Below are 25,061 nucleotides of genomic sequence, written 5' to 3' on the forward strand. Positions count from 1 at the left end.
ACTTGAGTTTCGCGACCTCATGGAGATGGTGCATGCGCAACCCAACACTTTTACAATGTTTTCACTGGTACTACCCCACCGGCGGTGAACTGTGGCGAGAAGTCACGGCATTAGCCCCCAACCTGAACGAAATCGGCATCAATATGGTCTGGTTACCGCCGGCATACAAAGGGGCATCCGGCGGCTATTCCGTCGGGTATGACTCTTATGACCTTTTCGACCTCGGTGAGTTTGACCAGAAAGGCAGCGTCGCCACCAAATACGGCGATAAAGCCCAGCTGCTGGAGGCCATCAACGCCTTAAAAAGCAACCAGATTGCGGTGCTTCTGGACGTGGTGGTCAACCATAAAATGGGGGCCGATGAAAAGGAACCCGTCCGCGTGCAGCGCGTGGATGCTCAGGATCGCACCCAAATCAGCGATGAGATCATCGAATGCGAAGCCTGGACGCGTTACACCTTCCCCGTTCGGGCCGGGCAGTATTCGCAATTCATCTGGGATTACAAATGCTTCAGCGGTATCGACCACATTGAAAACCCCAATGAGGAAGGTATCTTCAAAATCGTGAACGACTACACCGGCGAAGGCTGGAACGATCAGGTCGACGACGAGATGGGCAATTTCGATTACCTGATGGGTGAAAATATCGATTTTCGCAACCATGCGGTGACGGAGGAGATCAAATACTGGGCGCGCTGGGTGATGGAGCAAACCCACTGCGACGGCTTCCGCCTGGACGCGGTAAAACACATCCCGGCCTGGTTCTACAAAGAGTGGATTGAGCACGTCCAGGAGGTGGCCCCGCAGCCGCTGTTTATTGTGGCGGAATACTGGTCTCACGAAGTGGATAAATTGCAGCACTACATCAATCAGGTGGACGGTAAAACCATGCTGTTTGATGCGCCACTGCAAATGAAATTTCACGAAGCCTCACGCCAGGGACGCGACTACGATATGAGCCAGATTTTCACCGGTACGCTGGTGGAAGCCGATCCGTTCCATGCCGTGACCCTGGTAGCCAACCACGATACCCAACCCTTGCAGGCGCTGGAAGCCCCGGTTGAAGCCTGGTTCAAACCGCTGGCCTACGCGCTCATCCTGCTACGTGAAAACGGCGTGCCGAGCGTGTTCTACCCGGATCTTTTTGGCGCAAGCTATGACGACACCGGCGGGGATGGCGAAACGTATCACATCGATATGCCGGTGATTGAACAGCTCCACGAGCTTATTCTCGCCCGGCAGCGTTTTGCCCACGGCGTGCAGACGCTGTTTTTCGATCATCCAAACTGTATTGCGTTCAGCCGCAGCGGGACTGAGGAACACCCGGGCTGTGTTGTGGTGCTGTCGAATGGCGATGACGGCGAGAAGACGATCTGCCTCGGGGAGAATTACGGCAACAAGACCTGGCGTGATTTTTTAGGCAACCGCGAGGAAACCGTGACCACGGCGGCAGATGGCGAAGGGACGTTCTTCTGTAACGGGGGAAGCGTCAGCGTCTGGGTGATTGAGGACGCGCTGTAGTGCTGGGAAAGTGCGGCCTGATGCCCTCACCCCGACCCTCTCCCACAGGGAGAGGGAGCAAACCCTAAAAACGGCAATATGATTGCCGTTTTGCTTTTACCGCTACGGAAGCTTACTCTCCAGCGGATTCTTACTCAGGTAATCTGCGCATTCCACTGTTGGACGGTCAACCTTGTACAGTTCCATACCGTCATACTCCAGCGCCGCCCCATCACGCTCCAGCGGATAGACATCCAGCTTACGCGTCACGTTGTAATAATCATCTGAACGCAGCATGATCTTACCCGGCACCGCGATAACGCGCTGCCACTGACGGCAATCCAGCGTATCCCCCTCTGGCGTCACCACCAGCGTGGCGATCGCTTCCGGGCTCACCATCGCGCTCTGCGGCCCTTTCGACTGCCAGTAACCTGCCAGTTGCGAAGGTACCGGGTGCTTAATCACTTCCTGATAGTTATCTACCTGAACACATCCCGCTAACGTCAGCATCGCAGCCACAATTGCTACTTTTTTCATCATCTTTCCTGCATGCGAAGAAAAAAATATTGTGGCATTAAAGCCATCAGGCTGCCAGCGTAAGATAGGTATTGATTAAACCTGCATCCCCATCACTTCCTGGTATGCCGACACCAGCTTGTTACGCACCTGCAACCCCATCTGCAATGACACCGACGCTTTTTGCAGATCGGCCATCACATCGTTGAGCGCCACGCCGGGTTCGCCAAGGGTAAATCTCTCAGCCTGGGTACGGGCCGCGTTTTGCTTGTCGCTGATCCGGTCCAGCGCCGCATGTAGTTGACCGGCGAAGCTAACGCCCGGCGGCTGGTCAGCCACGCTCTGATTACGGGCGGTCATCGCCGTTGCCTGTAACTGACTGAGTACCCCTTCAATGCCCTGTATAGCCATGACTCTCCCCTGGATGGTTTTTTACGAGGTCAAGACTAACAGCTTGTCAATAAGATAATGGCGGTAAATAGCGTTAAAAAACCAGGTTATTTGACGCATAGAAAATCCCGAATCATCAAATAATGGCAGGGCCATCAGTATGGAACTTTTGTCGTGTTTGCCGACCCGGGAGTCAGTTTTGTTTCTCTACACGAATAACGTAAACCACCAGGATTTAAGAGGTGCGCAATGAGTGCGACAGCAGCATCGACAGCGCCACAGAATAAATCACTCGAGTGGATGAACCGCCTTCGCGCCAACCCTAAGATCCCGTTGATTGTGGCAGGCGCTGCCGCCATTGCGATCGTTGTCGCGATGGTCTTATGGGCAAAAAGCCCGGATTACCGCACGCTCTACAGCAACCTTTCCGACCAGGATGGCGGTGCCATCGTCACCCAGTTAACCCAGATGAACATCCCGTATCGCTTTGCCGATAACGGTGGTGCGCTTGAAGTACCGGCAGATAAAGTGCACGAGCTTCGCCTGCGTCTCGCCCAGCAGGGGCTGCCAAAAGGCGGCGCGGTTGGTTTTGAGCTGCTGGATCAGGAAAAATTCGGCATCAGTCAGTTCAGCGAGCAGGTTAACTATCAGCGCGCACTGGAAGGTGAGCTGGCCCGTACGATTGAAACCTTAGGCCCGGTGAAAAGTGCCCGCGTGCACCTGGCGATGCCTAAGCCGTCCCTGTTTGTCCGTGAACAAAAGTCCCCTTCGGCCTCTGTGACCGTTAACCTCGAACCTGGCCGTGCGCTGGATGAAGGGCAGATCAGCGCCGTCACGCACCTGGTCTCCAGTGCGGTGGCCGGTCTGCCGCCGGGTAACGTTACGCTTGTCGATCAGAGTGGTCATCTGCTGACGCAGTCCAACACCGCCGGACGCGATCTCAACGACGCTCAGCTGAAATACGCCGCGGACGTGGAAGGCCGTCTCCAGCGTCGCATTGAAGCGATTCTGGGCCCGGTGGTCGGCAGCAGCAATGTGCACGCGCAGGTCACCGCGCAGATTGATTTCTCGAATAAAGAACAGACCGAAGAGCAGTACGCCCCGAACGGGGATGCCTCCCGCGCCGTGTTACGCTCGCGTCAGATCAATGAAACGGAACAGGTCGGCGGCCAGTATCCTGGCGGTGTGCCAGGCGCGCTCTCTAACCAGCCTGCGCCTGCCAACGCCGCGCCAATCTCCACCCCGCCGGCAAACCCGCAGAACGGTCAGCAAACGAATCAGCAGACGACCTCGACCGCGAACAGTACCGGCCCGCGTAACAGCAGCCGTAACGAAACGACCAACTACGAAGTCGACCGGACTATCCGCCATACCAAACTGAACACGGGCGATATTCAGCGTCTCTCTGTTGCCGTGGTGGTGAACTACAAAACGCTGCCGGACGGTAAACCGCTGCCGCTCACGGCGGAGCAGATGAAGCAGATCGAAGATTTGACCCGCGAAGCGATGGGCTTCTCTGAAAAACGTGGCGATACCCTCAACGTTGTGAACTCACCGTTCAACCCGGTGGATGAGACCGGTGGCGAACTGCCGTTCTGGCAACAGCAGGCGTTCTTCGATCAGCTGATGTCCGCAGGCCGCTGGCTGCTGGTGCTGATTGTCGCGTGGCTGCTGTGGCGTAAGGGCGTTCGTCCTCAGCTACAGCGCCGTGCTGAAGCCGAGAAAGCCGCGCTGGAACAGAAGAACGCGCGTCCGGACGAGGAAGAAGCGGTTGAAGTTCGTCTCAGCAAAGATGAACAGATGCAGCAGCGCCGTGCTAACCAGCGTATGGGCGCAGAGGTGATGAGCCAGCGCATTCGCGAAATGTCAGATAACGATCCGCGCGTCGTCGCGCTGGTCATCCGCGGTTGGATGGGTAACGAACATGAGTAATACGCTTACAGGCACCGATAAGAGCGTCATCCTGCTGATGACCATTGGCGAAGATCGCGCGGCGGAGGTGTTTAAACACCTCTCCCAGCGAGAAGTGCAGATCCTCAGCGCGGCGATGGCCAACGTGCGCCAGATCTCCAACAAGCAGCTGACAGAAGTACTGGCGGAGTTTGAGCAGGAAGCCGAGCAGTTTGCCGCGCTCAACGTCAACGCCAACGAATACCTGCGCTCCGTGCTGGTTAAGGCGCTCGGCGAAGAGCGCGCCGCCAGCCTGCTGGAAGATATTCTCGAAACGCGCGACACCGCCAGCGGGATCGAAACGCTCAACTTTATGGAGCCGCAAAGCGCCGCCGATCTTATTCGCGACGAGCACCCGCAGATTATCGCCACCATTCTGGTCCACCTCAAACGGGGTCAGGCAGCCGATATTCTGGCGCTGTTCGACGAGCGCCTGCGCCACGACGTGATGCTGCGTATCGCCACCTTCGGCGGCGTCCAGCCAGCCGCGCTGGCGGAGCTGACCGAAGTGCTGAACAACCTGCTCGACGGCCAGAACCTCAAGCGCAGCAAAATGGGCGGCGTGAGAACGGCAGCGGAAATCATCAACCTGATGAAAACGCAGCAGGAAGAGGCGGTTATTACGGCGGTACGCGAGTTCGACGGCGAGCTGGCGCAGAAAATTATCGACGAGATGTTCCTGTTCGAAAACCTGGTCGAAGTGGACGACCGCAGTATCCAGCGCCTGCTTCAGGAGGTGGACTCCGAATCGCTGCTTATCGCCCTCAAAGGCGCCGAGCAGCCGCTGCGCGAGAAATTCCTGCGCAACATGTCCCAGCGTGCGGCCGATATCCTGCGCGACGACCTGGCCAACCGTGGCCCGGTGCGTTTGTCTCAGGTGGAAAACGAACAGAAAGCGATCCTGCTTATTGTTCGTCGTCTGGCAGAAACCGGCGAGATGGTGATTGGCAGCGGAGACGACACCTATGTCTGATGAACTGTCGTGGAAGCGCTGGACGCCTGACGACCTCTCCCCTCCCACCGCAGAGTTCACCCCTGCCGTTGTGTCGTCCGACGAGGGCGACGCCGGGGCGGGCATCCCCGAGCTGAGTGAAGAGGAACAGCGCGCCCAGATGCTGGCCCAGATGCAAATGCAGGCGCACGAGCAGGGCTTCAACGCCGGGATGAACGAAGGCCGTCAGACCGGGCACGCACAGGGTTATCAGGAAGGGCTGGCGAAAGGTTTAGAGCAGGGCATCGAGCAGGCGCGCCAGCAGCAGGCGCCGCTGCATGCCCGCATGCAGCAGCTGGTGAGCGAGTTTCAGCACACGCTGGATGCGCTCGACAGCGTGATTGCCTCGCGCCTGATGCAGATGGCGCTGGAGGCGGCCCGTCAGGTGATCGGCCAGACGCCGGTAGTGGATAACGCCGCGCTGATTAAGCAGATCCAGGCCCTGCTCCAGCAGGAGCCGCTGTTCAGCGGCAAACCGCAGCTGCGCGTTCATCCTGATGATTTGCAGCGCGTGGAAGAGAGCCTCGGCGCGACGCTGAGCCTGCACGGCTGGCGGCTGCGCGGCGATCCGTCGCTCCATCACGGAGGCTGTAAGGTCTCGGCGGATGAGGGCGATCTGGATGCCAGCGTCGCGACCCGCTGGCAGGAACTGTGCCGCCTGGCGGCACCGGGAGTCATCTGATGACCGCTCGCCTTACGCGCTGGCTTAACACGCTCGATAATTTTGAAACGAAGATGGCGCAGCTGCCATCCGTTCGTCGTTATGGACGTCTGACGCGCGCCACCGGTCTGGTCCTGGAAGCCACTGGGCTGCAACTTCCGCTCGGCGCCACCTGCGTGATTGAGCGTCAGGACGGGGGGGAGACGCGTGAAGTGGAAAGCGAAGTGGTCGGGTTCAACGGTCAGCGCCTGTTTCTGATGCCCCTTGAAGAAGTGGAAGGGATTTTGCCCGGCGCCCGCGTCTACGCGAAAAACATCAGCGGTGACGGCCTGCAAAGCGGCAAACAGCTCCCGCTCGGTCCGGCGCTGCTGGGCCGCGTGCTGGACGGAAGCGGCAAACCGCTCGATGGCCTGCCCTCCCCTGATACCACCGAAACCGGCGCGCTGATCACCCAACCCTTCAACCCGCTGCAACGCACGCCAATCGAGCACGTACTGGATACCGGCGTGCGGCCGATTAACGCCCTGCTCACCGTGGGACGCGGCCAGCGTATGGGGCTGTTTGCCGGCTCCGGCGTGGGTAAATCGGTCCTGCTCGGCATGATGGCGCGTTATACCCAGGCGGACGTTATCGTGGTTGGCCTGATTGGTGAGCGTGGTCGCGAAGTCAAAGATTTCATCGAAAACATTCTGGGTGCGGAGGGCCGCGCCCGCTCGGTGGTGATCGCCGCGCCTGCGGACGTGTCGCCGCTGCTGCGTATGCAGGGTGCCGCCTACGCCACGCGTATTGCGGAAGATTTCCGCGACCGGGGCCAGCACGTGCTGCTGATTATGGACTCCCTGACCCGCTACGCGATGGCGCAGCGTGAGATTGCGCTGGCCATCGGCGAGCCGCCCGCGACCAAAGGCTACCCGCCGTCGGTCTTCGCCAAGCTCCCGGCGTTGGTTGAGCGCGCGGGGAACGGCATCAGCGGCGGCGGCTCCATCACCGCGTTCTATACGGTACTGACCGAAGGCGATGACCAGCAGGACCCGATTGCCGACTCCGCGCGAGCGATCCTCGACGGCCATATCGTGCTGTCGCGCCGTCTGGCCGAAGCCGGGCACTATCCGGCAATTGATATTGAAGCCTCGATCAGCCGTGCGATGACGGCCTTGATCACCGAGCAACACTACGCCCGCGTGCGTAACTTCAAACAACTGCTCTCCAGCTTCCAGCGCAACCGCGATCTGGTAAGCGTCGGGGCGTACGCCAAAGGCAGCGACCCGATGCTCGATAAAGCGATTGCCCTGTGGCCGCAGCTGGAGGCATTTCTGCAACAGGGTATTTTTGAACGCGCCGACTGGGAAGATTCCCTCCAGGCACTGGAGCTGATTTTCCCGCAGGTGTAACACAGGTGGAGGGCGAAGGTCATGGCGCAGAACAGCGCGTTATCAACGCTGAAAGATCTGGCTGAAAAAGAAGTTGATGATGCCGCATTGCAGCTTGGCGCAATGCGACGCGGGTGCCAGCAGGCTGAAGAACAGTTGAAGATGTTAATCGACTATCAGCATGAATATCGCACCAACCTTAACACCGACATGACGCAGGGCATTGGTAGCCAGCGCTGGATTAACTATCAGCAGTTTATCCAGACGCTGGAAAAGGCGATTGAGCAGCATCGCCAGCAGCTTAACCAGTGGACGCAAAAAGTCGATACCGCGCTGAATTTCTGGCGCGAGAAAAAACAGCGGTTGCAGGCCTGGCAAACCTTACAGGACCGGCAGATTGCAGCCTCGACCCTGGCGGAAAACCGTCTGGATCAGAAAAAAATGGATGAGTTTGCCCAGCGCGCATCAATGAGGAAACCAGAATGATCACACTGCAACAACTGCTGATGACCGACAGCGACCCGTCCGGCGGCACGCTGACCGGAAAAGGCGCTGAGGGCGCGCAAGATTTTCTCTCTCTGCTGGCGGGCGCGTTGACCGAGACCACCGGCAAAGGCAAAGATGCCCCGCTGACGCTGGCGGACCTGAAAGCGGCGGGCAGCAAGCTGTCGACAGCGGTAAAGGAAAAAAACGGTGATACCACGCTCCAGGCCAAAATTGCCGAGCTGCTCTCCCGTCAGGAGACCCTGACTGGTGAAGATACCGCCGTCTCCCTGCAAAGCCTCGTCTCCGGCCTGAAACCCGCCGCGAATACGGATGCGCTGAAGGCGCTGACCCAGCCGGAGGCGAAAACAAACAGCGAGACCACGACTGAGGAAGAGGAGCTGGCCGGGTTAAGCGCGCTGATGGCGATGTTACCGCACCAGCAGACCACCATCCCGGTAGCGACGCAGCCTGCGAGCACCGGGGAGATCGCCCCCCGTGCCGCCCTCCCCTCTGCGCTACCCCAGACGGACAACGGCCAGCATGAGCCGCTTAGCCATGCGTTAACGGGTCAGGAAAAAATGCCGGTTCAGGACAGCGACACATCGCTGCCCGCCACGGCAGCCGTTACGCCAGCCGTCGCCGCCGTCGCGGAGAAGCAGGACGTAGCGAGCGCGGCGTCGTCTGCCGCCAGCCCAACCGCGACGCTGGCCCCGATCGTCAGTCACCTGGCGCCTTCACAGCCTGCCGCTACCGTTGCGACAGCGCCGGTGTTAAGCCAGCCGCTGGGCACGCACGAATGGCAGCAGAATCTGAGCCAGCACATCACCCTGTTCACAAAGCAGGGACAGCAGACCGCAGAGCTGCGTCTGCACCCGGAGGATCTGGGTCAGGTGCAAATTTCGCTTAAGCTGGATGACAACCAGGCGCAGTTGCAGATGGTTTCGCCCCACAGCCACGTCCGCGCGGCGCTGGAAGCGGCCCTGCCGATCCTGCGCACGCAGCTTGCGGAAAACGGCATTCAGCTTTCCCAAAGCAGCGTCAGCAGCGAGGGCTTTGCCGGGCAACAGCAGTCCTCATCCGGGCAGCAACAGCACGCTTCGCGTTCCGGCCAGCATAGCGGGTTTAACGATGAGAGCGAAGAGTTATTGCCTGCCCCTGCCGCCCTGCAATCCGCCGCGCGCGGCAGCCGTGCCGTAGACATCTTTGCCTAAACGCCAGAGGTAACGTGATTATCCCCGTCTTTTCCACGCTTTGACCTAAGCCGGACACGGGATAATCACCGTATTAAGCTGTACCGAAACAGGAAGCTCGTATCAGATGACAGACTCCGCTATCACCAAAAAAAGCAAGCGTTCCATCTGGATCCCGCTGCTGGTGTTGATTACCCTCGCGGCCTGCGCCACCGCAGGCTACAGTTACTGGCGTATGCAGCAGGAACCCTCCAGCGCGGCCGCCAAAGCTGAAGCGCCGCCTCCGCCGGCGCCGGTCTTCTACCCGCTGGATACGTTCACCGTGAACCTGGGCGATGCGGATCGCGTGCTTTACGTGGGTATTACGCTGCGTCTGAAAGATGAAGCGACCCGTGCACGCCTGAACGACTACCTGCCAGAAGTGCGTAGCCGTCTGCTGCTGCTGTTTTCTCGTCAGGATGCCTCCGCGCTCGCCACCGATGTGGGCAAGCAAAAGCTGGTCGATGCCATCAAACAGACGCTGGCGACCCCGCTGGTAAACGGCCAACCTAAGCAGGAAGTCACTGACGTTCTGTATACAGCCTTCATTCTGCGGTAACGACATGGGCGACAGTATTCTTTCTCAGGCAGAAATCGATGCGCTGCTCAACGGCGACAGCGATAAAAGTGACGAACCGAAACCGGGTCTGACCGGCGACGATAATATTCGTCCCTACGATCCCAATACCCAGCGTCGCGTGGTGCGCGAGCGTTTACAGGCGCTGGAGATCATCAACGAACGTTTCGCACGTCAATTCCGTATGGGGTTGTTTAACCTGCTGCGTCGTAGCCCGGATATCACCGTCGGTGCGATCCGCATTCAGCCGTATCATGAGTTTGCCCGCAACCTGCCGGTGCCAACCAACCTTAACCTGATCCATCTGAAACCGCTGCGCGGTACCGGCCTGGTTGTGTTCTCGCCAAGCCTGGTGTTCATCGCGGTGGATAACCTGTTCGGTGGCGATGGCCGTTTCCCGACCAAAGTGGAAGGCCGCGAGTTTACCCATACCGAACAGCGTGTGATTAACCGCATGCTGAAGCTGGCGCTGGAATCCTACAGCGACGCGTGGAAAGCGATTAACCCGCTGGAAGTGGAGTACGTGCGTTCCGAGATGCAGGTGAAGTTTACCAACATCACCACCTCCCCGAATGACATCGTCGTGAACACCCCGTTCCACGTCGAGATCGGCAACCTGACGGGCGAGTTCAACATCTGCCTGCCGTTCAGCATGATTGAACCGCTGCGCGAACTGCTGGTGAACCCGCCGCTGGAGAACTCACGTCACGAAGATCAGAACTGGCGTGAAAACCTGGTGCGTCAGGTGCAGCATTCGCAGCTGGAGCTGGTGGCCAACTTCGCCGACATCTCCATGCGGTTATCGCAGATCCTGAAATTACAACCCGGCGACGTTTTGCCGATAGATAAACCTGACCGCATTATTGCCCATGTGGATGGCGTACCCGTGCTGACAAGCCAGTACGGCACGATTAACGGCCAGTATGCGTTACGCGTTGAGCACTTGATCAACCCGATTTTGAATTCGCTGAATGAGGAACAGCCCAAATGAGTGACATGAACAATCCGTCCGATGAAAACAGCGGAGCACTGGACGATCTGTGGGCTGACGCGTTAAACGAGCAGAAAACGACGCCGACGAAAAGCGCGGCAGACGCGGTCTTTCAGCAGTTAGGCGGCGGCGACGTCAGCGGCACGTTGCAGGACATCGACCTGATTATGGACATTCCGGTCAAGCTGACCGTTGAGCTGGGTCGCACCCGCATGACCATTAAAGAGCTGCTGCGCCTGACGCAGGGTTCCGTGGTGGCGCTTGACGGTTTAGCGGGTGAGCCGCTGGATATTCTGATCAACGGCTACCTGATTGCACAGGGCGAAGTAGTGGTGGTGGCCGATAAATACGGCGTACGTATCACCGACATCATTACCCCTTCCGAACGCATGCGTCGTCTGAGTCGTTAAGTATGAAAACCCAGGCAACACTGTCCGCGCCCTCCGCCGTACCCGGCTCACCGCTGCTCCAGGTGAGCGGCGCGCTGTTCGGTATTATTGCCTTTATCCTTATCGCCGCCTGGCTGGCAAAGCGTTTCGGTCTGGCGGGGAAAACGGCCGGTACCCGCGGGTTGAAGGTCAGCGCCAGCACCCCGCTAGGACCGCGCGAGCGCGTGGTCATTGTGGAGGTGGAAGATGCACGACTGGTGCTGGGCGTGACCGCCTCCAGCATTAACGTCCTTCACACGCTCCCCCCTGCGCCTGTCACGGTGGAGGCTAACGCCCAGGCCCCTGCGGATTTCCAGTCCGTAATGAAGAGTTTGCTCAAGCGTCCCGGGAGATCCTGATGCGCCGTTTGTTATTCCTTACGCTGACAGGCCTGGGCCTGTTCGCGCCCTCTGTGTATGCGCAACTGCCGGGGCTGGTTTCCACGCCGCTGGCGAACGGTGGACAAAGCTGGTCCCTGTCCGTGCAGACGCTGGTATTCATCACCTCGCTGACCTTTATCCCGGCGATCCTGCTAATGATGACCAGCTTCACCCGCATCATCATTGTGTTTGGCCTGCTGCGCAACGCGCTCGGCACGCCGTCCGCGCCGCCCAATCAGGTACTGCTGGGTTTAGCCCTGTTCCTGACCTTTTTCATTATGTCGCCGGTGATCGACAAGATTTACACCGAGGCCTACCAGCCGTTCAGCGAAGATAAAATTTCCATGCAGGTTGCCCTGGAAAAGGGCGCGCAGCCATTACGTGAATTTATGCTTCGCCAGACGCGCGAAGCGGATCTGGCCCTGTTTGCCCGTCTCGCTAACACCGGTGAGTTACAGGGGCCGGAAGCGGTGCCGATGCGTATTCTGCTCCCGGCGTATGTGACCAGTGAGCTGAAAACGGCGTTCCAGATTGGCTTCACCATTTTCATTCCGTTCCTGATTATTGACCTGGTGATCGCCAGCGTCCTGATGGCGCTCGGGATGATGATGGTCCCGCCCGCAACCATTGCCTTGCCCTTTAAGATCATGCTGTTCGTGCTGGTCGACGGCTGGCAGCTGCTGGTCAGCTCGCTGGCGCAGAGTTTCTACAGTTGAGGAGCGCGCAATGACGCCTGAGTCGGTCATGATGATGGGCACGGAGGCGATGAAAGTCGCGATTGCCGTCGCCGCGCCCCTGCTGCTGGTTGCGCTGGTCACCGGTCTGATTATCAGTATTCTCCAGGCCGCCACGCAGATTAACGAAATGACCCTGTCGTTCATCCCGAAGATCATTGCCGTCTTCGTGGCGATTATCGTTGCCGGGCCATGGATGCTCAATTTGCTGCTGGACTATATGCGCAACCTGTTCACCAATCTGCCTTACATCATCGGCTGACGGACGATGCTGCATTTCACCAGCGATCAGTTTGTTCAGTGGCTCGGGATCTATTTCTGGCCGATGCTGCGCATCATGGCGCTGATCTCCACCGCCCCCATACTCAGTGAAAAGTCGGTGCCTAAACGCGTCAAAATTGGGCTGGGCATGGTTATCACGATTATCGTTGCCCCTACCCTGCCAGCGGTGGATATCCCGATCTTTTCCCCGAATGCGATCTGGATTGCCCTGCAACAGGTGATGATTGGCGTGGCGGTCGGGTTTACGATGCAGCTCGCCTTCGCCGCGGTACGAACGGCGGGTGAACTTATCGGTTTGCAAATGGGCCTGTCTTTCGCGACGTTCGTTGACCCGGGCAGCCACCTGAATATGCCCGTGCTGGCGCGTATTATCGACCTGCTGGCGATGCTGTTGTTTCTCTCGTTCAACGGCCACCTGTGGCTCATCTCGATGCTGGTGGACACCTTCCACACGCTGCCGATTGGCGACAACCCGGTAAACAGCAACGCGTTTCTGGCGCTGGTGCGGGCTGCCGGGCTGATCTTCCTCAACGGGCTGATGCTGGCGCTGCCGATCATTACCCTGCTGCTCACCGTTAACCTCGCATTAGGTTTACTCAACCGAATGGCTCCGCAGTTGTCGGTATTCGTCATCGGCTTTCCGGTGACTTTGACGGTTGGCCTTTTATTAATGTCATTATTGATGCCACTTATCGCCCCCTTCTGCGAGCATTTATTCAGTGAGATATTCAATCTGTTAGCGGATATTGTCAGCGAACTTCCACGCAAATAATAACCCGCAGTGTTTGCAATGTCTTTCTGAGGATATTCCTAAAAATAATCTCGAAAAACATCTACCAGGATATATCTGACGCGGTTTAAATGTTTCTAACCACCTCACAATACTTAATATTTACTTTACTTTAAGATGATTCCTGGCAAATTATACGTAACTTTACGGGATAGTGAGTTCGCCTGAAAGTCTTTGTCATGCTCACAGGTTTTATTAGATTTTTTCCATCCCGTATGGCTGTTTATGAGCTCTCAGGCAGGTGGTGAATTATCGTTACGCATTGAGTGAGGGTATGCCATGTCAACGATCATTATGGATTTATGCAGCTACACCCGGCTAGGGTTAACCGGGTACTTAGCAAGCAGAGGGGTAAGAAAGAGAGACATCAACGATGCACACACCGTTGAAGAACTCGCAGCCGCTTGTGACGCCCACAAGCCCGGCGTGGTGTTTATTAATGAGGACTGTTTCATTCACGACCCCGCTAACAGTCAGCACATTAAGCAGATCATTAATCAGCATCCTAAGACCCTGTTTATTGTTTTTATGGCGATCGCCAATATTCATTTCGATGAGTATTTGTTGGTGCGTAAAAACTTATTAATCAGTTCGAAATCGATTAAACCAGAGTCGCTTGATGATATCCTGGGCGATTATTTGAATAAAGAAGTTAAGAATGTAGGGGCGGTTAACTTACCCACCCTATCATTAAGCAGAACTGAATCAAGTATGCTAAGAATGTGGATGGCTGGACAAGGGACAATTCAGATCTCAGACCAGATGAATATCAAGGCAAAAACAGTATCGTCACACAAAGGAAATATTAAAAGGAAAATTAAAACGCATAATAAGCAAGTCATATACCATGTCGTACGCCTGACAGATAATGTGACGAATGGGATTTTCGTTAATATGCGCTAATTTGCACGGCCATGTTGTACCCTACCTTGATCTCTGGCCTGGCCAGAGATTTTGCTTTTCAGTAGCCGGAGCCGGGGAGAAGACGCCCCCGACGCCGCCCTATTCCGCCGTTTCCACAAAGATCCCATCCGGGTGCCCCAGTTCGTTGAAGAACCAGATGCCGAGCGGGTAATCTTCCAGCGACACCAGATACATTGTGCCTTCATTAAACTCTTCTATAGCCAGCACCACGCCCGGGCGGCGCGGCCCACCGTCCGTTTTGACGGTTACCCGATCGTTGACCTTCATACATTCCTCCTGTGGTTTTGAGCCAGTGTAGAACAAATTGCATTGCCTGGCATCGCCACCTGGCGCGAATGGCGTTTTTGTGTGCGGTCTATACTTAACTGTTGAGACGATTAAATGAGGAACCCGCCATGAAGACCGACAAAGAGTACAGCGACACCATTAAGCGTGAGGTTGAAGTGGATGTCGATGCCCTGCTTGCCGCCATCAATGAAATCAGTGAGTCCGAAGTTCATCGCGCGGAGGATAATTCCGACCGTGTCGTGGTCAATGGTAGGGATTACCATACCTACCGTGAACTGGCTGAAGCATTCGAGCTGGATATCCATGACTTTAGCGTCTCGGAGACGAACCGCTAAGGCGAAAAAAATCCCGGTCATGGGGATGACCGGGATCAAACTTGCTTATGCAAGAAGCACTTGTAAATTCGTTACACCAGGAAATCTGATGCAGGTAAGACATTATCCCCAACGGAATAGTCTTACAAGCATATATTCTCTTAGCGAATATTATATTTTATACATGTGAATTTTGGTTATGAGTATAAACATGCGCCGCCTGTGGGTTTGTCGGGATCGTTTCCACTTCAACGGCGCGTCAATGCCTGTTTTTTTAAGATTTATCTTAGGTGAAATCATCACCCGGGAGACGTTATGCCTTCGTTTGAGGAGACTCTGCTTGTTTTTACCGACCTCGACGGCACGCTGTTGGATTTTCACACACTCGACTGGCAGCCTGCGGCCCCCTGGCTGGAAAAGTTAATGGATGAACAGGTACCGGTCATTCTGTGCAGCAGCAAAACCGCGTCCGAGATGGATGACATCCAGCAGGAGCTGGGGCTTGGCGGGTTGCCCTATATTGCGGAAAACGGCGCGGTGATCCAGCCTGACGTACGGTGGGAAAACGCCGCACGGTTCATCTCAGAAAAGAAGCATGACGATATCCGGCAGTGTATTGCCCGGGTACGCCAGGAGATGCATCTTAAATTCACCACCTTCGATGACGTGGACGAGCGCGTGGTCGCCGAATGGACTGGGCTGAGTCGTCCCCGCTCAGTGCTTGCGCGTAAACACGAGGCTTCCGTGACGCTGATCTGGCGTGACAGTGATGAACAAATGGAACGCTTTGCCGCCGAACTCGCCCGGCAGGGGCTGAAGATTGTCCAGGGAGCACGCTTCTGGCATATCCTGGATACCTGCTGCGGCAAAGACGTGGCGGTTCACTGGCTTGTGGACCAGTATCGCCTGCACGAGGGTTCCGAACCGACGACGCTGGGCCTGGGCGACGGCCCGAATGATGCCCCGCTGCTGGACAGCGTAGGCTTTGCCGTCGTGGTGAAAGGCTTCAACCGGGAGGGCGTCAGCCTTAAGAACAACGATCCCGCCCGGGTTTATCACACTCAGCACACCGGGCCGACCGGCTGGTGCGAGGGGCTTGATTACTTTTTGACGTGATCCTGCCAGATGACCCGGTTACGCCCGCGCTGTTTCGCCTCATACAGACGCGCATCGGCGGTGGATTGCAGATTTTCGAAGTGATAATTGCCCTTCTCCTGCGCGCCAGAGACGCCAAACGACGCACTTACGCGCAGGGTGGTACTTTTCTTAATCAGGATCTCTTTGCTGTCGATACGCTCGCGGATCTGCTCTGCGACTTCCGCCGCCTCTTCAAGCGTCATGCCCGGCAGCACCACACAGAACTCTTCGCCCCCGACGCGTCCGGCAATATCTTTAGTCCGGAGGGTGCTGGCAATCAGACCCGCGGCATGGGACAACACCTTATCACCCGCCTGATGCCCGAACCGATCATTGATGCTCTTGAAGCAATCAAGATCGATCTGAATGACCGAGAAAGGCAGCGACTGCTGTTCACACTGCTTCGCCAGCATTTTCGCCTGCTCGAACAGCGACCCACGATTATTCAGCCGGGTCAGAGGGTCGTGCCAGGCCTGCCATTGCAGCGAGTTCTGCATCGAATACATATTACTGACCATGCGCCGGATCACCAGCCATGAGATGAGCAGCATCGCGGTGAACAGCGCCCAAAGCAATGCCAGCACAATGCTGATGCTGCCGAAATCACCGCGCACCCCTTCATCCAGGGTGTGCACGCGCAGGACGATGCCATCAAAATGGTCGAGACGCTCCCAGCTCACAAAACGACTCCCCAGGCGAATGCCACCTTCGGAATCCGATTCTATCGCGTGCGCTATCTGCGCTAATTCGCGCGCGTCAAAATGATTAACGTCCGCAGCCGGTGATTCAGACGTTGCAAGCTGAGTAAGCCGACTGTCATACAGTTGGTATTCCCCTTCCGGGTTATCGCCCACGGCTTCCACCAGCAGGCGACGCAGGGTGGCAAAGGTGAAATCCATCGCCACCACGCCATACCAGACGTGATTGTAATAAACCGGCACGCTGGCGGTGATCAGCGGCTTTTTGCCGACAAAGGTGGAAGGCGGCGAGATAAACCAGCGCACGGCACGCGCACGGTTTTCACGCTCGGACTGTTGGGTAAACCAGGGCTGAGTGACCAGATGGTAATAGCGCTGCACGATATCGCTGGAATTTCCCGGCGTATCCGTTTCCAGAAAGAATCCGGCGCGAGAGACATAAATCACGCGCTCTTCGTTGCGGGAAGGGCTGGATGCCAGACGCAGCAAATACCCCACTTCAAGCGCGGCGGACAGTTCATTATCAAGGTACTCATCATCACGGTTCAGAAGGGTCGTCTTTTCAACGAAGGCATCCGAAACACCGTTGATCGGTAACGTGCGCTGTTTATCAACCGCAATTTGCCAGCTGGGGGACGTGCGCAAATGCGCAAAACGCTTTACCGCATCATGCAGCACGCCAAACGCCAGCGGCGTTTCCAGCGCATCACGCATGCTGTGGCGAAAAAACAATATCTTATCGACGCTGAACTGAAGCTGTCTGTCCAGCGCACTGGCAACCGTTTCCAGATGGTTACGCTGGCTGGAGATATAAGCATCTTCCAGTACCACAACCTCGCGCCAGGTCAGGAGGGTGGAAAAGATCAGGACAACGATAAAACAGAAGTTAACAATCAAACGGGGATTGCTACGCTTATGCAGCCACTGCAAAAAAGATTGTTTTACAACAAAGGTATCGTGCTGCACACACACTCCCTGATTGTCGCTCACCATCCGATATGATAAGTCTTCTGCCAGTAAAAACGCCCGGCAAGGCCGGGCGTTGTGTGATTAAGCCTTGTCGCGTTTTTGCCTTTTATTAGCAGGCTGAAGCTCGTCTTCGCGAAAAGCCTCCCGCTTAATGCCGTATCCATCATGCCACCGACACTCCACCATTCCGCTGGAATACCCGGTGACGATCATACCTGGACCACCATTTTTGGGCTTAACTTCATCACTGATCAAAAAGACCATACCTGCCTCCTGTATCAGGGTGAAACGTTTTCAATTTAGACGAGGAATGGTCTTTTTGCATCCGGGGTCAGCAATAATTAATGCGATTTCCCGCGTACTTTTTCAACCAGCTTAACAACGGCTACCACAATCAGACCGACGATAAAGCCCAGTACGAGGTTAAGCAGTGTGGGCAGGATCGCAGCAACTACCGCTCCCTGGCCTGACGCAAAATGTTCAATCATGTGATGCAGCGAAGCAACACCGTGCACGATAATTCCGCCGCCGACCAGGAACATCGCCAGGGTTCCCACCACCGACAAGGTTTTCATCAGCCACGGCGCCAGCACCAGCAGGCTTTTCCCAATGCCGCGCGCAATTGCGCTGGATTTTTTTTCCAGCCAGAAGCCGATATCGTCCAGCTTGACGATCAGCCCGACCAGGCCATAAACCCCTATCGTCACGAGGATCGCAATGCCGGACAGGATCAGCACCTGGTTCATCAGAGGGGCATCTGAGACGATCCCCAGCGTAATCGCCACAATCTCGGCTGAGAGGATGAAGTCCGTGCGGATCGCGCCTTTGACCTTATCGCGTTCAAACGTTTTTGGATCCTGTGCGGCCAGCGCTTCCAGACGCTGCTGGCGCATTTCCGGGGTGTCTTTCTCTTTGCGTGCAGCGAACATATGCAACACTTTTTCGGCACCCTCGAAGCACAGGAACGCCCCGCCAATCATCAGCAGGGGCGTAATGGCCCAGGGTATAAAGGCGCTAATCAGCAGCGCCAGCGGAACGAGGATCACCTTGTTAATAAAGGACCCTTTCGCAACGCCCCACACCACCGGCAACTCACGGTTCGCCCGCACGCCGCTGACCTGCTGCGCGTTAAGCGACAAATCATCTCCCAGTACCCCGGCGGTCTTTTTCGCCGCCAGTTTTCCCATAACCGAAATGTCATCCAGCAAGGTGGCGATGTCGTCCAGTAATGTTAATAAGCTACTTCCTGCCAAAATCTCTTTCCTTCTTTTTTTGCTAATTAAGTGAATAGTATGGAACAAAACTCACCGCCCGGAAACTGGCACCTCGCGTCAACAAAAATTTCACATCAACAACACAATTAAAGCACTCGCCAGGCTGATAGTTTTGGCGTTAACTATGAGCGAACTTTTTATTTCGTCGTGAGGGACTATGCGTTTCCGGCATTTATTACCGCTCATTGGAGCACTCTTTTCCCTGTATATCATCTGGGGGTCCACCTATTTTGTCATTCGTATAGGCGTGGAAAGCTGGCCCCCGCTGATGATGGCCGGTATTCGTTTCCTTACGGCCGGCGTGCTGCTGATGGCGTTTTTATTGCTGCGCGGCCACAGACTACCGCCGCGGCGTCCCCTGCTTAACGCCGCCCTGATTGGCCTGCTGCTGCTGGCGGTGGGCAATGGCGCGGTAACCGTCGCCGAACACCAGAACGTGCCGTCGGGCATCGCCGCAGTGGTCGTCGCAACCGTGCCGCTGTTTACGCTCTGCTTTAGTCGCCTCTTCGGGATCCGCACCCGTAAGCTCGAATGGCTGGGCATCGCGATTGGGCTTGTGGGTATCATCCTGCTGAACAGCGGCGGTAACCTGAGCGGGAACCCCTGGGCTGCCGTTCTGATCATGATCGGCTCCATGAGCTGGGCCTTCGGCTCGGTCTACGGTTCACGCATCGAGCTGCCCTCCGGGATGATGGCAGGTGCGATTGAGATGCTCGCGGCGGGCATTGTGCTGCTGATGGCCTCCGCGTTGACGGGTGAAAAACTGACGGCGATGCCAGACCTTTCAGGTTTCCTGGCCGTCGGGTATCTGGCGCTGTTTGGCTCGATTATCGCCATCAACGCCTATATGTACCTGATTCGCAACGTCTCACCGGCGGTTGCCACCAGCTACGCCTACGTTAACCCGGTGGTTGCCGTGCTGCTGGGTACCGGTTTTGCGGGCGAAGTGCTGTCGACGATTGAATGGCTGGCGCTGGGTGTGATTGTCTTTGCCGTGGTACTGGTCACGCTGGGTAAATATTTGCTGCCCGCGAAACCGATTGTCACGAGGTGTGAGGTGGAGAAACCGTGATCGGATGAATGCCCTGGGTATCGATCTGCGCGGCCTGACCGCCGCCGCAGATCCACTCTTCCAGCCGCTCCGTCAGTTCCACGTCATTCAGCTTCATTCTTCCACGCAGCGCGCACTCCCAGACAATCAGCACCCGCCAGCCCTGAGCGTAAAGCTGAGAAACATCGCGTTTATCACGCTCGACGTTTCTGCCAATCTTCTCCAGCCAGAAGTCGGTGCGTGTCGCCGGGACTTTAAACAGATAGCAGTCGTGATGATGCCAGAAACAGCCGTGGGTAAAGATGATGCACTGGTACGCGTCGATGACGAAATCAGGACGCCCGGCAAGCGTGGCATCCTGAACCCTGAATTCAAACCCGACGGCGGTCAGGAGGCCCGCGATCCGTTTTTCAATCGCGGTATCACGCGTGCCGATGGCACGCATGTTTTTACTGCGCGTGGCCTTATTGTGAACGTCCGCCATTGACGGCCTCGCTCTGACGAAGCTGAACGGCCTTGCTGATGCGTGAGGCCAGCAGTTTAGCTACCGCGGCAAAGGCGGGCACCACCACCGAGTTGCCAAACTGACGATAGGCCTGGGTATCCGACACCGGGATGCGAAAACTGTAGCCCTGCGGCGTCTCAAAGCCCATTAAGCGGGCGCACTCGCGCGGCGTTAAGCGCCGCGGTCGGTGCTGTTGGTTCTGGGGATCGTCAAAATCTTTTTCGCCCAGCGCCTTATCCCAGCCGCGATCGATAAGAATTTCCGCGCCATCTTTGTAATAGCGCGCCGACAGCGTACGCGTCACGCTGTCAGGATTAAGCGGATTGACCATGCCAAACCCAAAGCCATTGCCTTTGGCCTGATGCTTTTTGGCATAGCGATAGAGGTATTTCCACAGCACCGGGGTCAGAATGAATTTCGCATCGACGGCGGGCTCCAGCAGATCGGCTACCGTCGGGCGGCGCACCGGATACAGCGAAGGCAAATCACGCAGCGTAAAATCGCCTTTCAGATTGAGATCGCGGCGGAAGCCCACCAGCACGATGCGTTCCCGGTGCTGTGGCAGGAAGTGTTTGCCGTCGATAATTTTCGGATCGTCCGGCCCCATGTCCTCTGCATCCGCCACGTCATAACCCAGTTCATCCAGCGTTTGCATGATAATGCGGAAGGTTTTGCCGCCGTCATGACTCTTTAAATTCTTGACGTTCTCCAGCACAAAAATTGCCGGGCGGCGGGCATCAATGATCCGGGCAACATCAAAGAACAGTGTGCCCTGCGTATCGCAGGCAAAGCCGTGTGCGCGTCCCAGCGCGTTCTTCTTCGACACGCCAGCCAGCGAGAACGGCTGACACGGAAAGCCCGCCAGCAGCACATCGTGCGCCGGAATGGTATTGCGAATGTGTTCGGCGGCCTCTTCATCGCTGACGCCTGTTTTGTGGCTCAGCGTGACATCCCGAATATCCGCGTTGAACTGGTGCGCGTCGGGATCGCAATACCAGTTGGCTTTATAGGTACGGACGGCATGTTTGTTCCATTCACTGGTGAATACACACTGCCCGCCAATAGCTTCAAAGCCATGGCGAATGCCGCCGATACCGGCAAAGAGATCGATAAAGCGAAAGGCATAATTTGGATGCGCAGCAGGCGGACGCGGCAGCAAATTTTGCAGATAGCGGAACTCACCGTCGCTCAGGCGATGCCCTGCCCTGTCGCTTATCAGCAGCCGCTTGAGTATCGCCGGGCTCCAGTGGCTCTCGCCATGGGCCACCAGCTGGTTTGCCAGCGTTTTAGCATCATACATTTCCAGCAGCTGACGCAGGAGTGCCTGCACGGCTGCCGTTGATTTCTCAACCCGCTCAGGCGCGGGCACAGTCACTGATCGATTTTCCTGCATTCTCTTAACCGGACAATAAAGACAGAAAACAGAGTACCACAGTTCAGGATCGCACACTGCGACGGAAATGGGTCAATATCTGGCTGTCGGTTCCGAGGTAATCGCCCTGTAATTCGGCACTCAGCTTCGCCATAAACTGGATCAGAAAATCGGCATTGTGACGCGCAAGTTCGCGCCCCCGCGCGGTTTGCATGGTGTCAGGCAGGCGCAGGAGTTTGGTCTGAAAGTGGTCGAGCGCGAAGGCTTTATCATCCAGCGCTCGTGTTCCGGCGAACGGGTCGTCGGCATCAAACAGCGCGGCGCCCAGCGCACCGGAGACGGCAAAGACGCGCGCCAGGCCGATAGCGCCTAACGCCTCCAGCCGGTCGGCATCCTGCACAATTTTGGCCTCCAGGCTTTGCGGCGCGATACCGGCACTGAAGCTGTGCGCTTCAATAGCATGCTCAACGGCTGCATAACGATCCGGCGGAAAATCAGGAAAGTCGCGACTGAGGATCTCGCGCGTTTTTCGCGCTGCCAGCCTCGAGGAGTGGCTACGTTCCGGGTGATTTTTCGGCAGGCTGACAATGTCATGGAAGTAGCATGCGGTCAGCACAACCAGCGGATCGCTATCCTCGTCAGCCATAATACCCTGCGCCGTCATCCAGACGCGGCGAAAATGGGCGATATCGTGCGCCGTATCATCAGTAAAATGATTTTCGTCGAGCCAGCGCTCAAAACGGTGTTGCCACTGCGCAAGTTCCATCATCCTGTCCTGTTGCTCAAAAGTGAGTGAATTATAATACACCCGAATTAAAACCATTTATAAATAGAATTACGAAATACTTAATAATAATTACCCGCTATATTTTCAATGAATTAATTCATATGAAAAATAAAGAGATAAAAAGAAATATTTTGTAATATTTTTACCACTTTAATTACATTTATTTTTGAACCTAAATAATAATCCATAGAATAGTATCAGCCATGTAGTTACGGAGGGTAATTACATATATTCAGACAATTTATATTTAAAGGGAATATATAATGAAAAGAAAAGTTCTGGCAATTCTTGTACCCGCGTTATTAATGGCTGGCGCAGTAAATGCGGCGGAAATGTATAACAAGAATGGCAACAAAGTTGACCTGTACGGTAAGGTTGATGCGCGTCATACCTTCTCCGACAACCCTGGCGACGACGGCGATGAAACCTATGTACAGGTGGGTTTCAAAGGCGAAACGCAGATCACGAACGACCTGACAGGTTATGGCCAGTGGGAATATAAAACCTACGCTAACGACACCGAAGGCGCAGGGGATAAATCTTTCAACCGTCTGGCATTCGCTGGCCTGAAATATGGCGACTACGGCTCATTTGATTACGGCCGTAATTACGGCGTCGTGTATGACGTTGAAGCCTGGACCGATATGCTGCCGGTATTTGGTGGAGATTCTTACACCTGGACCGATAACTTCATGAACGGTCGTGCTAACGGTCTGGCGACCTATCGTAATAACGATTTCTTCGGTCTGGTCGACGGCCTGAACTTTGCGCTGCAATACCAGGGTAATAATGAAGGTGGCAACGCAAACGAAAATCAGGAAGGCACCAAAAACGGCCATGATGATGTTCGTTTCCAGAACGGCGACGGCTTCGGTATGTCTACCACCTATGACTTCGATTTCGGCCTGACGCTGGGTGCGGCTTATTCTTCCTCTGACCGTACTAACGACCAGGTCGCTTACGGCGCTGGCACCTATAACCGCTTCAGCAAATATGCTGGCGGTGAACGTGCGGAAGCGTGGACAATCGGTGCTAAATACGATGCTAATGATGTCTACCTGGCCATGATGTATGCGGAAACCCGTAACATGACTCCGTACGGCAACGATGGCATCGCCAACAAAACACAGAACTTTGAAGCCGTAGCGCAGTACCAGTTTGACTTCGGTCTGCGTCCATCCCTGGCGTGGGTCTATTCTAAAGGCATCGATTTGGGCGGTAACGATTATCACCCAGGCAATGGCTATGACTATGTAGACCAGGATCTGGTTAACTACATCGACGTGGGCATGACCTACAGCTTCAACAAAAACTTCTCCACCTACGTTGATTATAAAATCAACCTGCTGGACGAAGATGATGCCTTCTACAATGACAACGGTATTGCTACCGATGACATCGTTGGCGTAGGCATGACCTACCAGTTCTAATTCCCATCAATATTAAAGCCCGCGATGCGGGCTTTTTTTATTTGACGCTGAAATCTTACGGCGCTTCCTGCAAGGCCAGGCGAACAAACCCGTTATTCTGCGCCAGCAATTCGTGCGCTTTCCAGGCATCCAGCCCCGTCAGCACCATCAGTACCGCCGTTTTGCACTGGTGGTTGCAGCTTTCCAGCGCGGCCTTCGCCTGCGCCCGGCTACATCCCCCCGCTTCCATCACAATGGCAATTTGTCGTTCGGCCCATCTGGTATTGCTTGCCTCCAGATCAACGCGCAGGTTGCTGTACACCCGTCCGGAACGTACCGCCAGACCGGTGGTGATCATATGCAGGATCATGCTTTGCGCAATGCCTGCTTTAGCGTTGGTATACCCGGCCACCACGTCCGCGCCCAGTTCGGGGGCAATGACCATGCTCGCCAGCTGCGCCGCTTCACTTTGCGCATCCTCCGTAATGATCGCAACCGTTGAGCCCAGAGACCACGCATGACGCATCGCGCCCCATACCCATGGGGTTTTGCCGCTGACGGACAGCGCCAGCATCATGTCATGCTCGCCAAATTCTATCGTCTGAAGGTCGGCAACGCCGCGCGCGTAGCTACCGGCGTGATCGCCTGCTGTCATCACAATGACGGGATGTTTTCCCGGCGCAAACGCTTCTGCCGCCTGTTCAGCCACGCGTCCGGACGCGCCCGCGCCGGTCAGTACCAGACGTCCGCCGTGGCTAAGCGTCGCCGCCGCGTTATCCACCACGCGGGCCAGCATACTTAAGTGAGGGGTAAGTGCAGAAGAGATTTGCGCGTCATCCTGGTGTATGACGTTAAGCATATCCAGCGTCGATAATCTGTCGATGTTCGTGGTGCTGGCGTGCCGTCTTTCCCTGGCCGTACCGGTAAGCATAATGCTCATAAACTGCCTCCTTATTATGAGTACCCTCACACTATAAAGTGTTTTATATAGGTCACCTGAGAGGAGGCTCACGAAACGCCTCTCTTTACATGGCTTTATGAAACGCCCGTCATCAGCGA

At 56.0% G+C, this 25,061-nt stretch carries 28 protein-coding genes and 1 pseudogene; 19 read left to right on the top strand and 10 right to left on the bottom strand.

Going from position 1 to position 25,061, the window contains the following annotated elements:
- Nucleotides 1–32 precede the first annotated feature (32 nt).
- Nucleotides 33–1,520 carry an alpha-amylase gene (amyA, locus tag LOC22_RS02040; RefSeq protein WP_230239312.1) on the top strand — a complete coding sequence of 496 codons (1,488 nt, stop codon included), beginning with the start codon at nucleotides 33–35 and terminating at the stop codon, nucleotides 1,518–1,520.
- 102 nt (nucleotides 1,521–1,622) lie between these two features.
- Here the strand turns inward: amyA and yedD are convergent, their stop codons facing one another.
- Together yedD and fliE are read right to left on the bottom strand one after the other, a co-directional pair.
- Nucleotides 1,623–2,036: a lipoprotein YedD gene (gene yedD, locus LOC22_RS02045; RefSeq protein ID WP_003859613.1), complete on the bottom strand. Its 414-nt coding sequence runs from the start codon at nucleotides 2,034–2,036 to the stop codon at nucleotides 1,623–1,625.
- A 75-nt stretch (nucleotides 2,037–2,111) separates the two neighbouring features.
- The gene (gene fliE / locus LOC22_RS02050) at nucleotides 2,112–2,426 is read right to left on the bottom strand and encodes a flagellar hook-basal body complex protein FliE (RefSeq protein ID WP_003859612.1); all 315 of its coding nucleotides are present in this window, start codon (nucleotides 2,424–2,426) and stop codon (nucleotides 2,112–2,114) included.
- 228 nt (nucleotides 2,427–2,654) lie between these two features.
- Here fliE and fliF point away from each other — a divergent pair, with 228 nt between their 5' ends.
- From fliF to rcsA, 14 genes and pseudogenes are all read left to right on the top strand, one after another.
- Nucleotides 2,655–4,337: a flagellar basal-body MS-ring/collar protein FliF gene (gene fliF, locus LOC22_RS02055; RefSeq protein WP_017383346.1), complete on the top strand. Its 1,683-nt coding sequence runs from the start codon at nucleotides 2,655–2,657 to the stop codon at nucleotides 4,335–4,337.
- Nucleotides 4,330–5,328, top strand: a complete 999-nt coding sequence (gene fliG / locus LOC22_RS02060) for a flagellar motor switch protein FliG (protein WP_003859608.1) — start codon at nucleotides 4,330–4,332, stop codon at nucleotides 5,326–5,328. Before fliF ends, fliG begins: the two co-directional genes overlap by 8 nt.
- Entirely contained in the window at nucleotides 5,321–6,028 is a 708-nt protein-coding gene (gene fliH, locus LOC22_RS02065; RefSeq protein ID WP_032648798.1) for a flagellar assembly protein FliH, read from the top strand. Before fliG ends, fliH begins: the two co-directional genes overlap by 8 nt.
- Nucleotides 6,028–7,398, top strand: coding sequence for a flagellar protein export ATPase FliI (gene fliI / locus LOC22_RS02070; RefSeq protein WP_017693144.1), 1,371 nt, complete (start codon nucleotides 6,028–6,030; stop codon nucleotides 7,396–7,398). Before fliH ends, fliI begins: the two co-directional genes overlap by 1 nt.
- Nucleotides 7,399–7,419: 21 nt before the next feature.
- Nucleotides 7,420–7,863 (top strand): flagellar export protein FliJ, encoded by a 444-nt coding sequence (gene fliJ / locus LOC22_RS02075; protein WP_006811155.1) that lies wholly within the window; start codon nucleotides 7,420–7,422, stop codon nucleotides 7,861–7,863.
- Nucleotides 7,860–9,074 (top strand): flagellar hook length control protein FliK, encoded by a 1,215-nt coding sequence (gene fliK, locus LOC22_RS02080; RefSeq protein ID WP_230239313.1) that lies wholly within the window; start codon nucleotides 7,860–7,862, stop codon nucleotides 9,072–9,074. The genes fliJ and fliK overlap by 4 nt, the downstream gene beginning before the upstream one ends.
- Before the next feature lie 106 nt (nucleotides 9,075–9,180).
- On the top strand, nucleotides 9,181–9,651 hold the full coding sequence (gene fliL, locus LOC22_RS02085) for a flagellar basal body-associated protein FliL (protein ID WP_003859598.1): 471 nt from the start codon (nucleotides 9,181–9,183) through the stop codon (nucleotides 9,649–9,651).
- A gap of 4 nt (nucleotides 9,652–9,655) precedes the next feature.
- Complete coding sequence (gene fliM, locus LOC22_RS02090; RefSeq protein WP_003859594.1) at nucleotides 9,656–10,660, top strand: flagellar motor switch protein FliM; 1,005 nt, start codon at nucleotides 9,656–9,658, stop codon at nucleotides 10,658–10,660.
- Nucleotides 10,657–11,070 carry a flagellar motor switch protein FliN gene (gene fliN / locus LOC22_RS02095; protein ID WP_003859592.1) on the top strand — a complete coding sequence of 138 codons (414 nt, stop codon included), beginning with the start codon at nucleotides 10,657–10,659 and terminating at the stop codon, nucleotides 11,068–11,070. Before fliM ends, fliN begins: the two co-directional genes overlap by 4 nt.
- 2 nt (nucleotides 11,071–11,072) lie before the next feature.
- Nucleotides 11,073–11,447 carry a flagellar biosynthetic protein FliO gene (gene fliO, locus LOC22_RS02100; RefSeq protein WP_015572438.1) on the top strand — a complete coding sequence of 125 codons (375 nt, stop codon included), beginning with the start codon at nucleotides 11,073–11,075 and terminating at the stop codon, nucleotides 11,445–11,447.
- Nucleotides 11,447–12,184 carry a flagellar type III secretion system pore protein FliP gene (gene fliP / locus LOC22_RS02105; RefSeq protein ID WP_015572437.1) on the top strand — a complete coding sequence of 246 codons (738 nt, stop codon included), beginning with the start codon at nucleotides 11,447–11,449 and terminating at the stop codon, nucleotides 12,182–12,184. The genes fliO and fliP overlap by 1 nt, the downstream gene beginning before the upstream one ends.
- Before the next feature lie 10 nt (nucleotides 12,185–12,194).
- Entirely contained in the window at nucleotides 12,195–12,464 is a 270-nt protein-coding gene (gene fliQ, locus LOC22_RS02110) for a flagellar biosynthesis protein FliQ (RefSeq protein WP_003859587.1), read from the top strand.
- A 6-nt stretch (nucleotides 12,465–12,470) separates the two neighbouring features.
- A pseudogene (fliR, locus tag LOC22_RS02115) lies at nucleotides 12,471–13,263 on the top strand (flagellar biosynthetic protein FliR); the annotation flags it as partial.
- 290 nt (nucleotides 13,264–13,553) lie between these two features.
- On the top strand, nucleotides 13,554–14,177 hold the full coding sequence (gene rcsA, locus LOC22_RS02120) for a transcriptional regulator RcsA (protein ID WP_017383340.1): 624 nt from the start codon (nucleotides 13,554–13,556) through the stop codon (nucleotides 14,175–14,177).
- A gap of 99 nt (nucleotides 14,178–14,276) precedes the next feature.
- Here the strand turns inward: rcsA and dsrB are convergent, their stop codons facing one another.
- Entirely contained in the window at nucleotides 14,277–14,465 is a 189-nt protein-coding gene (gene dsrB / locus LOC22_RS02125; RefSeq protein WP_003859583.1) for a protein DsrB, read from the bottom strand.
- Between the two features lie 128 nt (nucleotides 14,466–14,593).
- Between dsrB and yodD the strand changes: the two genes are divergently transcribed.
- Nucleotides 14,594–14,821 (top strand): YodD family peroxide/acid resistance protein, encoded by a 228-nt coding sequence (gene yodD, locus LOC22_RS02130; RefSeq protein WP_017383339.1) that lies wholly within the window; start codon nucleotides 14,594–14,596, stop codon nucleotides 14,819–14,821.
- Nucleotides 14,822–15,115: 294 nt separating this feature from the next.
- Nucleotides 15,116–15,916: a mannosyl-3-phosphoglycerate phosphatase-related protein gene (locus LOC22_RS02135; protein ID WP_017383338.1), complete on the top strand. Its 801-nt coding sequence runs from the start codon at nucleotides 15,116–15,118 to the stop codon at nucleotides 15,914–15,916.
- On the opposite strand, the gene dgcQ is transcribed toward LOC22_RS02135, so the two are convergent.
- The 3 genes from dgcQ to LOC22_RS02150 all read right to left on the bottom strand — a co-directional run bounded on the left by dgcQ (nucleotide 15,901) and on the right by LOC22_RS02150 (nucleotide 18,857).
- The gene (dgcQ, locus tag LOC22_RS02140; protein WP_040117814.1) at nucleotides 15,901–17,601 is read right to left on the bottom strand and encodes a cellulose biosynthesis regulator diguanylate cyclase DgcQ; all 1,701 of its coding nucleotides are present in this window, start codon (nucleotides 17,599–17,601) and stop codon (nucleotides 15,901–15,903) included. The two genes, LOC22_RS02135 and dgcQ, sit on opposite strands and share 16 nt — an antisense overlap.
- An 84-nt stretch (nucleotides 17,602–17,685) precedes the next feature.
- Entirely contained in the window at nucleotides 17,686–17,868 is a 183-nt protein-coding gene (locus LOC22_RS02145; RefSeq protein ID WP_003859574.1) for a YodC family protein, read from the bottom strand.
- Between the two features lie 77 nt (nucleotides 17,869–17,945).
- Complete coding sequence (locus LOC22_RS02150) at nucleotides 17,946–18,857, bottom strand: DUF808 domain-containing protein (RefSeq protein ID WP_017383336.1); 912 nt, start codon at nucleotides 18,855–18,857, stop codon at nucleotides 17,946–17,948.
- 178 nt (nucleotides 18,858–19,035) lie between these two features.
- On the opposite strand from LOC22_RS02150, the gene yedA reads away from it, so the two are divergent.
- A complete protein-coding gene (gene yedA, locus LOC22_RS02155) occupies nucleotides 19,036–19,950 on the top strand; it encodes a drug/metabolite exporter YedA (RefSeq protein ID WP_015572432.1) in 915 nt (304 codons plus the stop codon).
- Here yedA and LOC22_RS02160 read toward each other — a convergent pair.
- Genes LOC22_RS02160 through LOC22_RS02170 form a run of 3 tightly spaced genes read right to left on the bottom strand, consistent with a single transcriptional unit; the run spans nucleotide 19,922 to nucleotide 22,572 of the window.
- Nucleotides 19,922–20,413, bottom strand: a complete 492-nt coding sequence (locus LOC22_RS02160) for a very short patch repair endonuclease (protein WP_017693140.1) — start codon at nucleotides 20,411–20,413, stop codon at nucleotides 19,922–19,924. The two genes, yedA and LOC22_RS02160, sit on opposite strands and share 29 nt — an antisense overlap.
- Nucleotides 20,394–21,827, bottom strand: a complete 1,434-nt coding sequence (locus tag LOC22_RS02165) for a DNA cytosine methyltransferase (RefSeq protein WP_110293041.1) — start codon at nucleotides 21,825–21,827, stop codon at nucleotides 20,394–20,396. Before LOC22_RS02165 ends, LOC22_RS02160 begins: the two co-directional genes overlap by 20 nt.
- A 43-nt stretch (nucleotides 21,828–21,870) precedes the next feature.
- On the bottom strand, nucleotides 21,871–22,572 hold the full coding sequence (locus LOC22_RS02170; RefSeq protein WP_023303930.1) for a phosphohydrolase: 702 nt from the start codon (nucleotides 22,570–22,572) through the stop codon (nucleotides 21,871–21,873).
- Between the two features lie 284 nt (nucleotides 22,573–22,856).
- On the opposite strand from LOC22_RS02170, the gene ompC reads away from it, so the two are divergent.
- The gene (gene ompC / locus LOC22_RS02175) at nucleotides 22,857–24,023 is read left to right on the top strand and encodes a porin OmpC (protein ID WP_023303931.1); all 1,167 of its coding nucleotides are present in this window, start codon (nucleotides 22,857–22,859) and stop codon (nucleotides 24,021–24,023) included.
- A 55-nt stretch (nucleotides 24,024–24,078) separates the two neighbouring features.
- Here the strand turns inward: ompC and LOC22_RS02180 are convergent, their stop codons facing one another.
- Nucleotides 24,079–24,942 (bottom strand): N-acetylmuramic acid 6-phosphate etherase, encoded by an 864-nt coding sequence (locus LOC22_RS02180; RefSeq protein WP_047735592.1) that lies wholly within the window; start codon nucleotides 24,940–24,942, stop codon nucleotides 24,079–24,081.
- Nucleotides 24,943–25,061: the final 119 nt, after the last annotated feature.

Origin of the sequence: Enterobacter sp. AN-K1 (genome assembly GCF_020971765.1) — a bacterium.
GTDB classification, from domain to species: Bacteria; Pseudomonadota; Gammaproteobacteria; order Enterobacterales; family Enterobacteriaceae; genus Enterobacter; species Enterobacter hormaechei_C.

What these genes read in the sequence shown, in the direction of transcription:
- yodD (WP_017383339.1), top strand. Translation starts at nt 14,594, where the DNA reads ATGAAGACCGACAAAGAGTACAGCGACACCATTAAGCGTGAGGTTGAA.
- fliF (WP_017383346.1), top strand. Translation starts at nt 2,655, where the DNA reads ATGAGTGCGACAGCAGCATCGACAGCGCCACAGAATAAATCACTCGAG.
- fliO (WP_015572438.1), top strand. Translation starts at nt 11,073, where the DNA reads ATGAAAACCCAGGCAACACTGTCCGCGCCCTCCGCCGTACCCGGCTCA.
- yedA (WP_015572432.1), top strand. Translation starts at nt 19,036, where the DNA reads ATGCGTTTCCGGCATTTATTACCGCTCATTGGAGCACTCTTTTCCCTG.
- fliP (WP_015572437.1), top strand. Translation starts at nt 11,447, where the DNA reads ATGCGCCGTTTGTTATTCCTTACGCTGACAGGCCTGGGCCTGTTCGCG.
- LOC22_RS02145 (WP_003859574.1), bottom strand. Translation starts at nt 17,868, where the DNA reads ATGGTCTTTTTGATCAGTGATGAAGTTAAGCCCAAAAATGGTGGTCCA.
- fliH (WP_032648798.1), top strand. Translation starts at nt 5,321, where the DNA reads ATGTCTGATGAACTGTCGTGGAAGCGCTGGACGCCTGACGACCTCTCC.
- yedD (WP_003859613.1), bottom strand. Translation starts at nt 2,036, where the DNA reads ATGAAAAAAGTAGCAATTGTGGCTGCGATGCTGACGTTAGCGGGATGT.
- LOC22_RS02180 (WP_047735592.1), bottom strand. Translation starts at nt 24,942, where the DNA reads ATGAGCATTATGCTTACCGGTACGGCCAGGGAAAGACGGCACGCCAGC.
- rcsA (WP_017383340.1), top strand. Translation starts at nt 13,554, where the DNA reads ATGTCAACGATCATTATGGATTTATGCAGCTACACCCGGCTAGGGTTA.
- fliN (WP_003859592.1), top strand. Translation starts at nt 10,657, where the DNA reads ATGAGTGACATGAACAATCCGTCCGATGAAAACAGCGGAGCACTGGAC.
- fliQ (WP_003859587.1), top strand. Translation starts at nt 12,195, where the DNA reads ATGACGCCTGAGTCGGTCATGATGATGGGCACGGAGGCGATGAAAGTC.
- fliL (WP_003859598.1), top strand. Translation starts at nt 9,181, where the DNA reads ATGACAGACTCCGCTATCACCAAAAAAAGCAAGCGTTCCATCTGGATC.
- ompC (WP_023303931.1), top strand. Translation starts at nt 22,857, where the DNA reads ATGAAAAGAAAAGTTCTGGCAATTCTTGTACCCGCGTTATTAATGGCT.
- fliJ (WP_006811155.1), top strand. Translation starts at nt 7,420, where the DNA reads ATGGCGCAGAACAGCGCGTTATCAACGCTGAAAGATCTGGCTGAAAAA.
- fliE (WP_003859612.1), bottom strand. Translation starts at nt 2,426, where the DNA reads ATGGCTATACAGGGCATTGAAGGGGTACTCAGTCAGTTACAGGCAACG.
- amyA (WP_230239312.1), top strand. Translation starts at nt 33, where the DNA reads ATGCGCAACCCAACACTTTTACAATGTTTTCACTGGTACTACCCCACC.
- LOC22_RS02135 (WP_017383338.1), top strand. Translation starts at nt 15,116, where the DNA reads ATGCCTTCGTTTGAGGAGACTCTGCTTGTTTTTACCGACCTCGACGGC.
- dsrB (WP_003859583.1), bottom strand. Translation starts at nt 14,465, where the DNA reads ATGAAGGTCAACGATCGGGTAACCGTCAAAACGGACGGTGGGCCGCGC.
- fliI (WP_017693144.1), top strand. Translation starts at nt 6,028, where the DNA reads ATGACCGCTCGCCTTACGCGCTGGCTTAACACGCTCGATAATTTTGAA.
- LOC22_RS02165 (WP_110293041.1), bottom strand. Translation starts at nt 21,827, where the DNA reads ATGCAGGAAAATCGATCAGTGACTGTGCCCGCGCCTGAGCGGGTTGAG.
- fliM (WP_003859594.1), top strand. Translation starts at nt 9,656, where the DNA reads ATGGGCGACAGTATTCTTTCTCAGGCAGAAATCGATGCGCTGCTCAAC.
- LOC22_RS02160 (WP_017693140.1), bottom strand. Translation starts at nt 20,413, where the DNA reads ATGGCGGACGTTCACAATAAGGCCACGCGCAGTAAAAACATGCGTGCC.
- fliG (WP_003859608.1), top strand. Translation starts at nt 4,330, where the DNA reads ATGAGTAATACGCTTACAGGCACCGATAAGAGCGTCATCCTGCTGATG.
- LOC22_RS02170 (WP_023303930.1), bottom strand. Translation starts at nt 22,572, where the DNA reads ATGGAACTTGCGCAGTGGCAACACCGTTTTGAGCGCTGGCTCGACGAA.
- fliK (WP_230239313.1), top strand. Translation starts at nt 7,860, where the DNA reads ATGATCACACTGCAACAACTGCTGATGACCGACAGCGACCCGTCCGGC.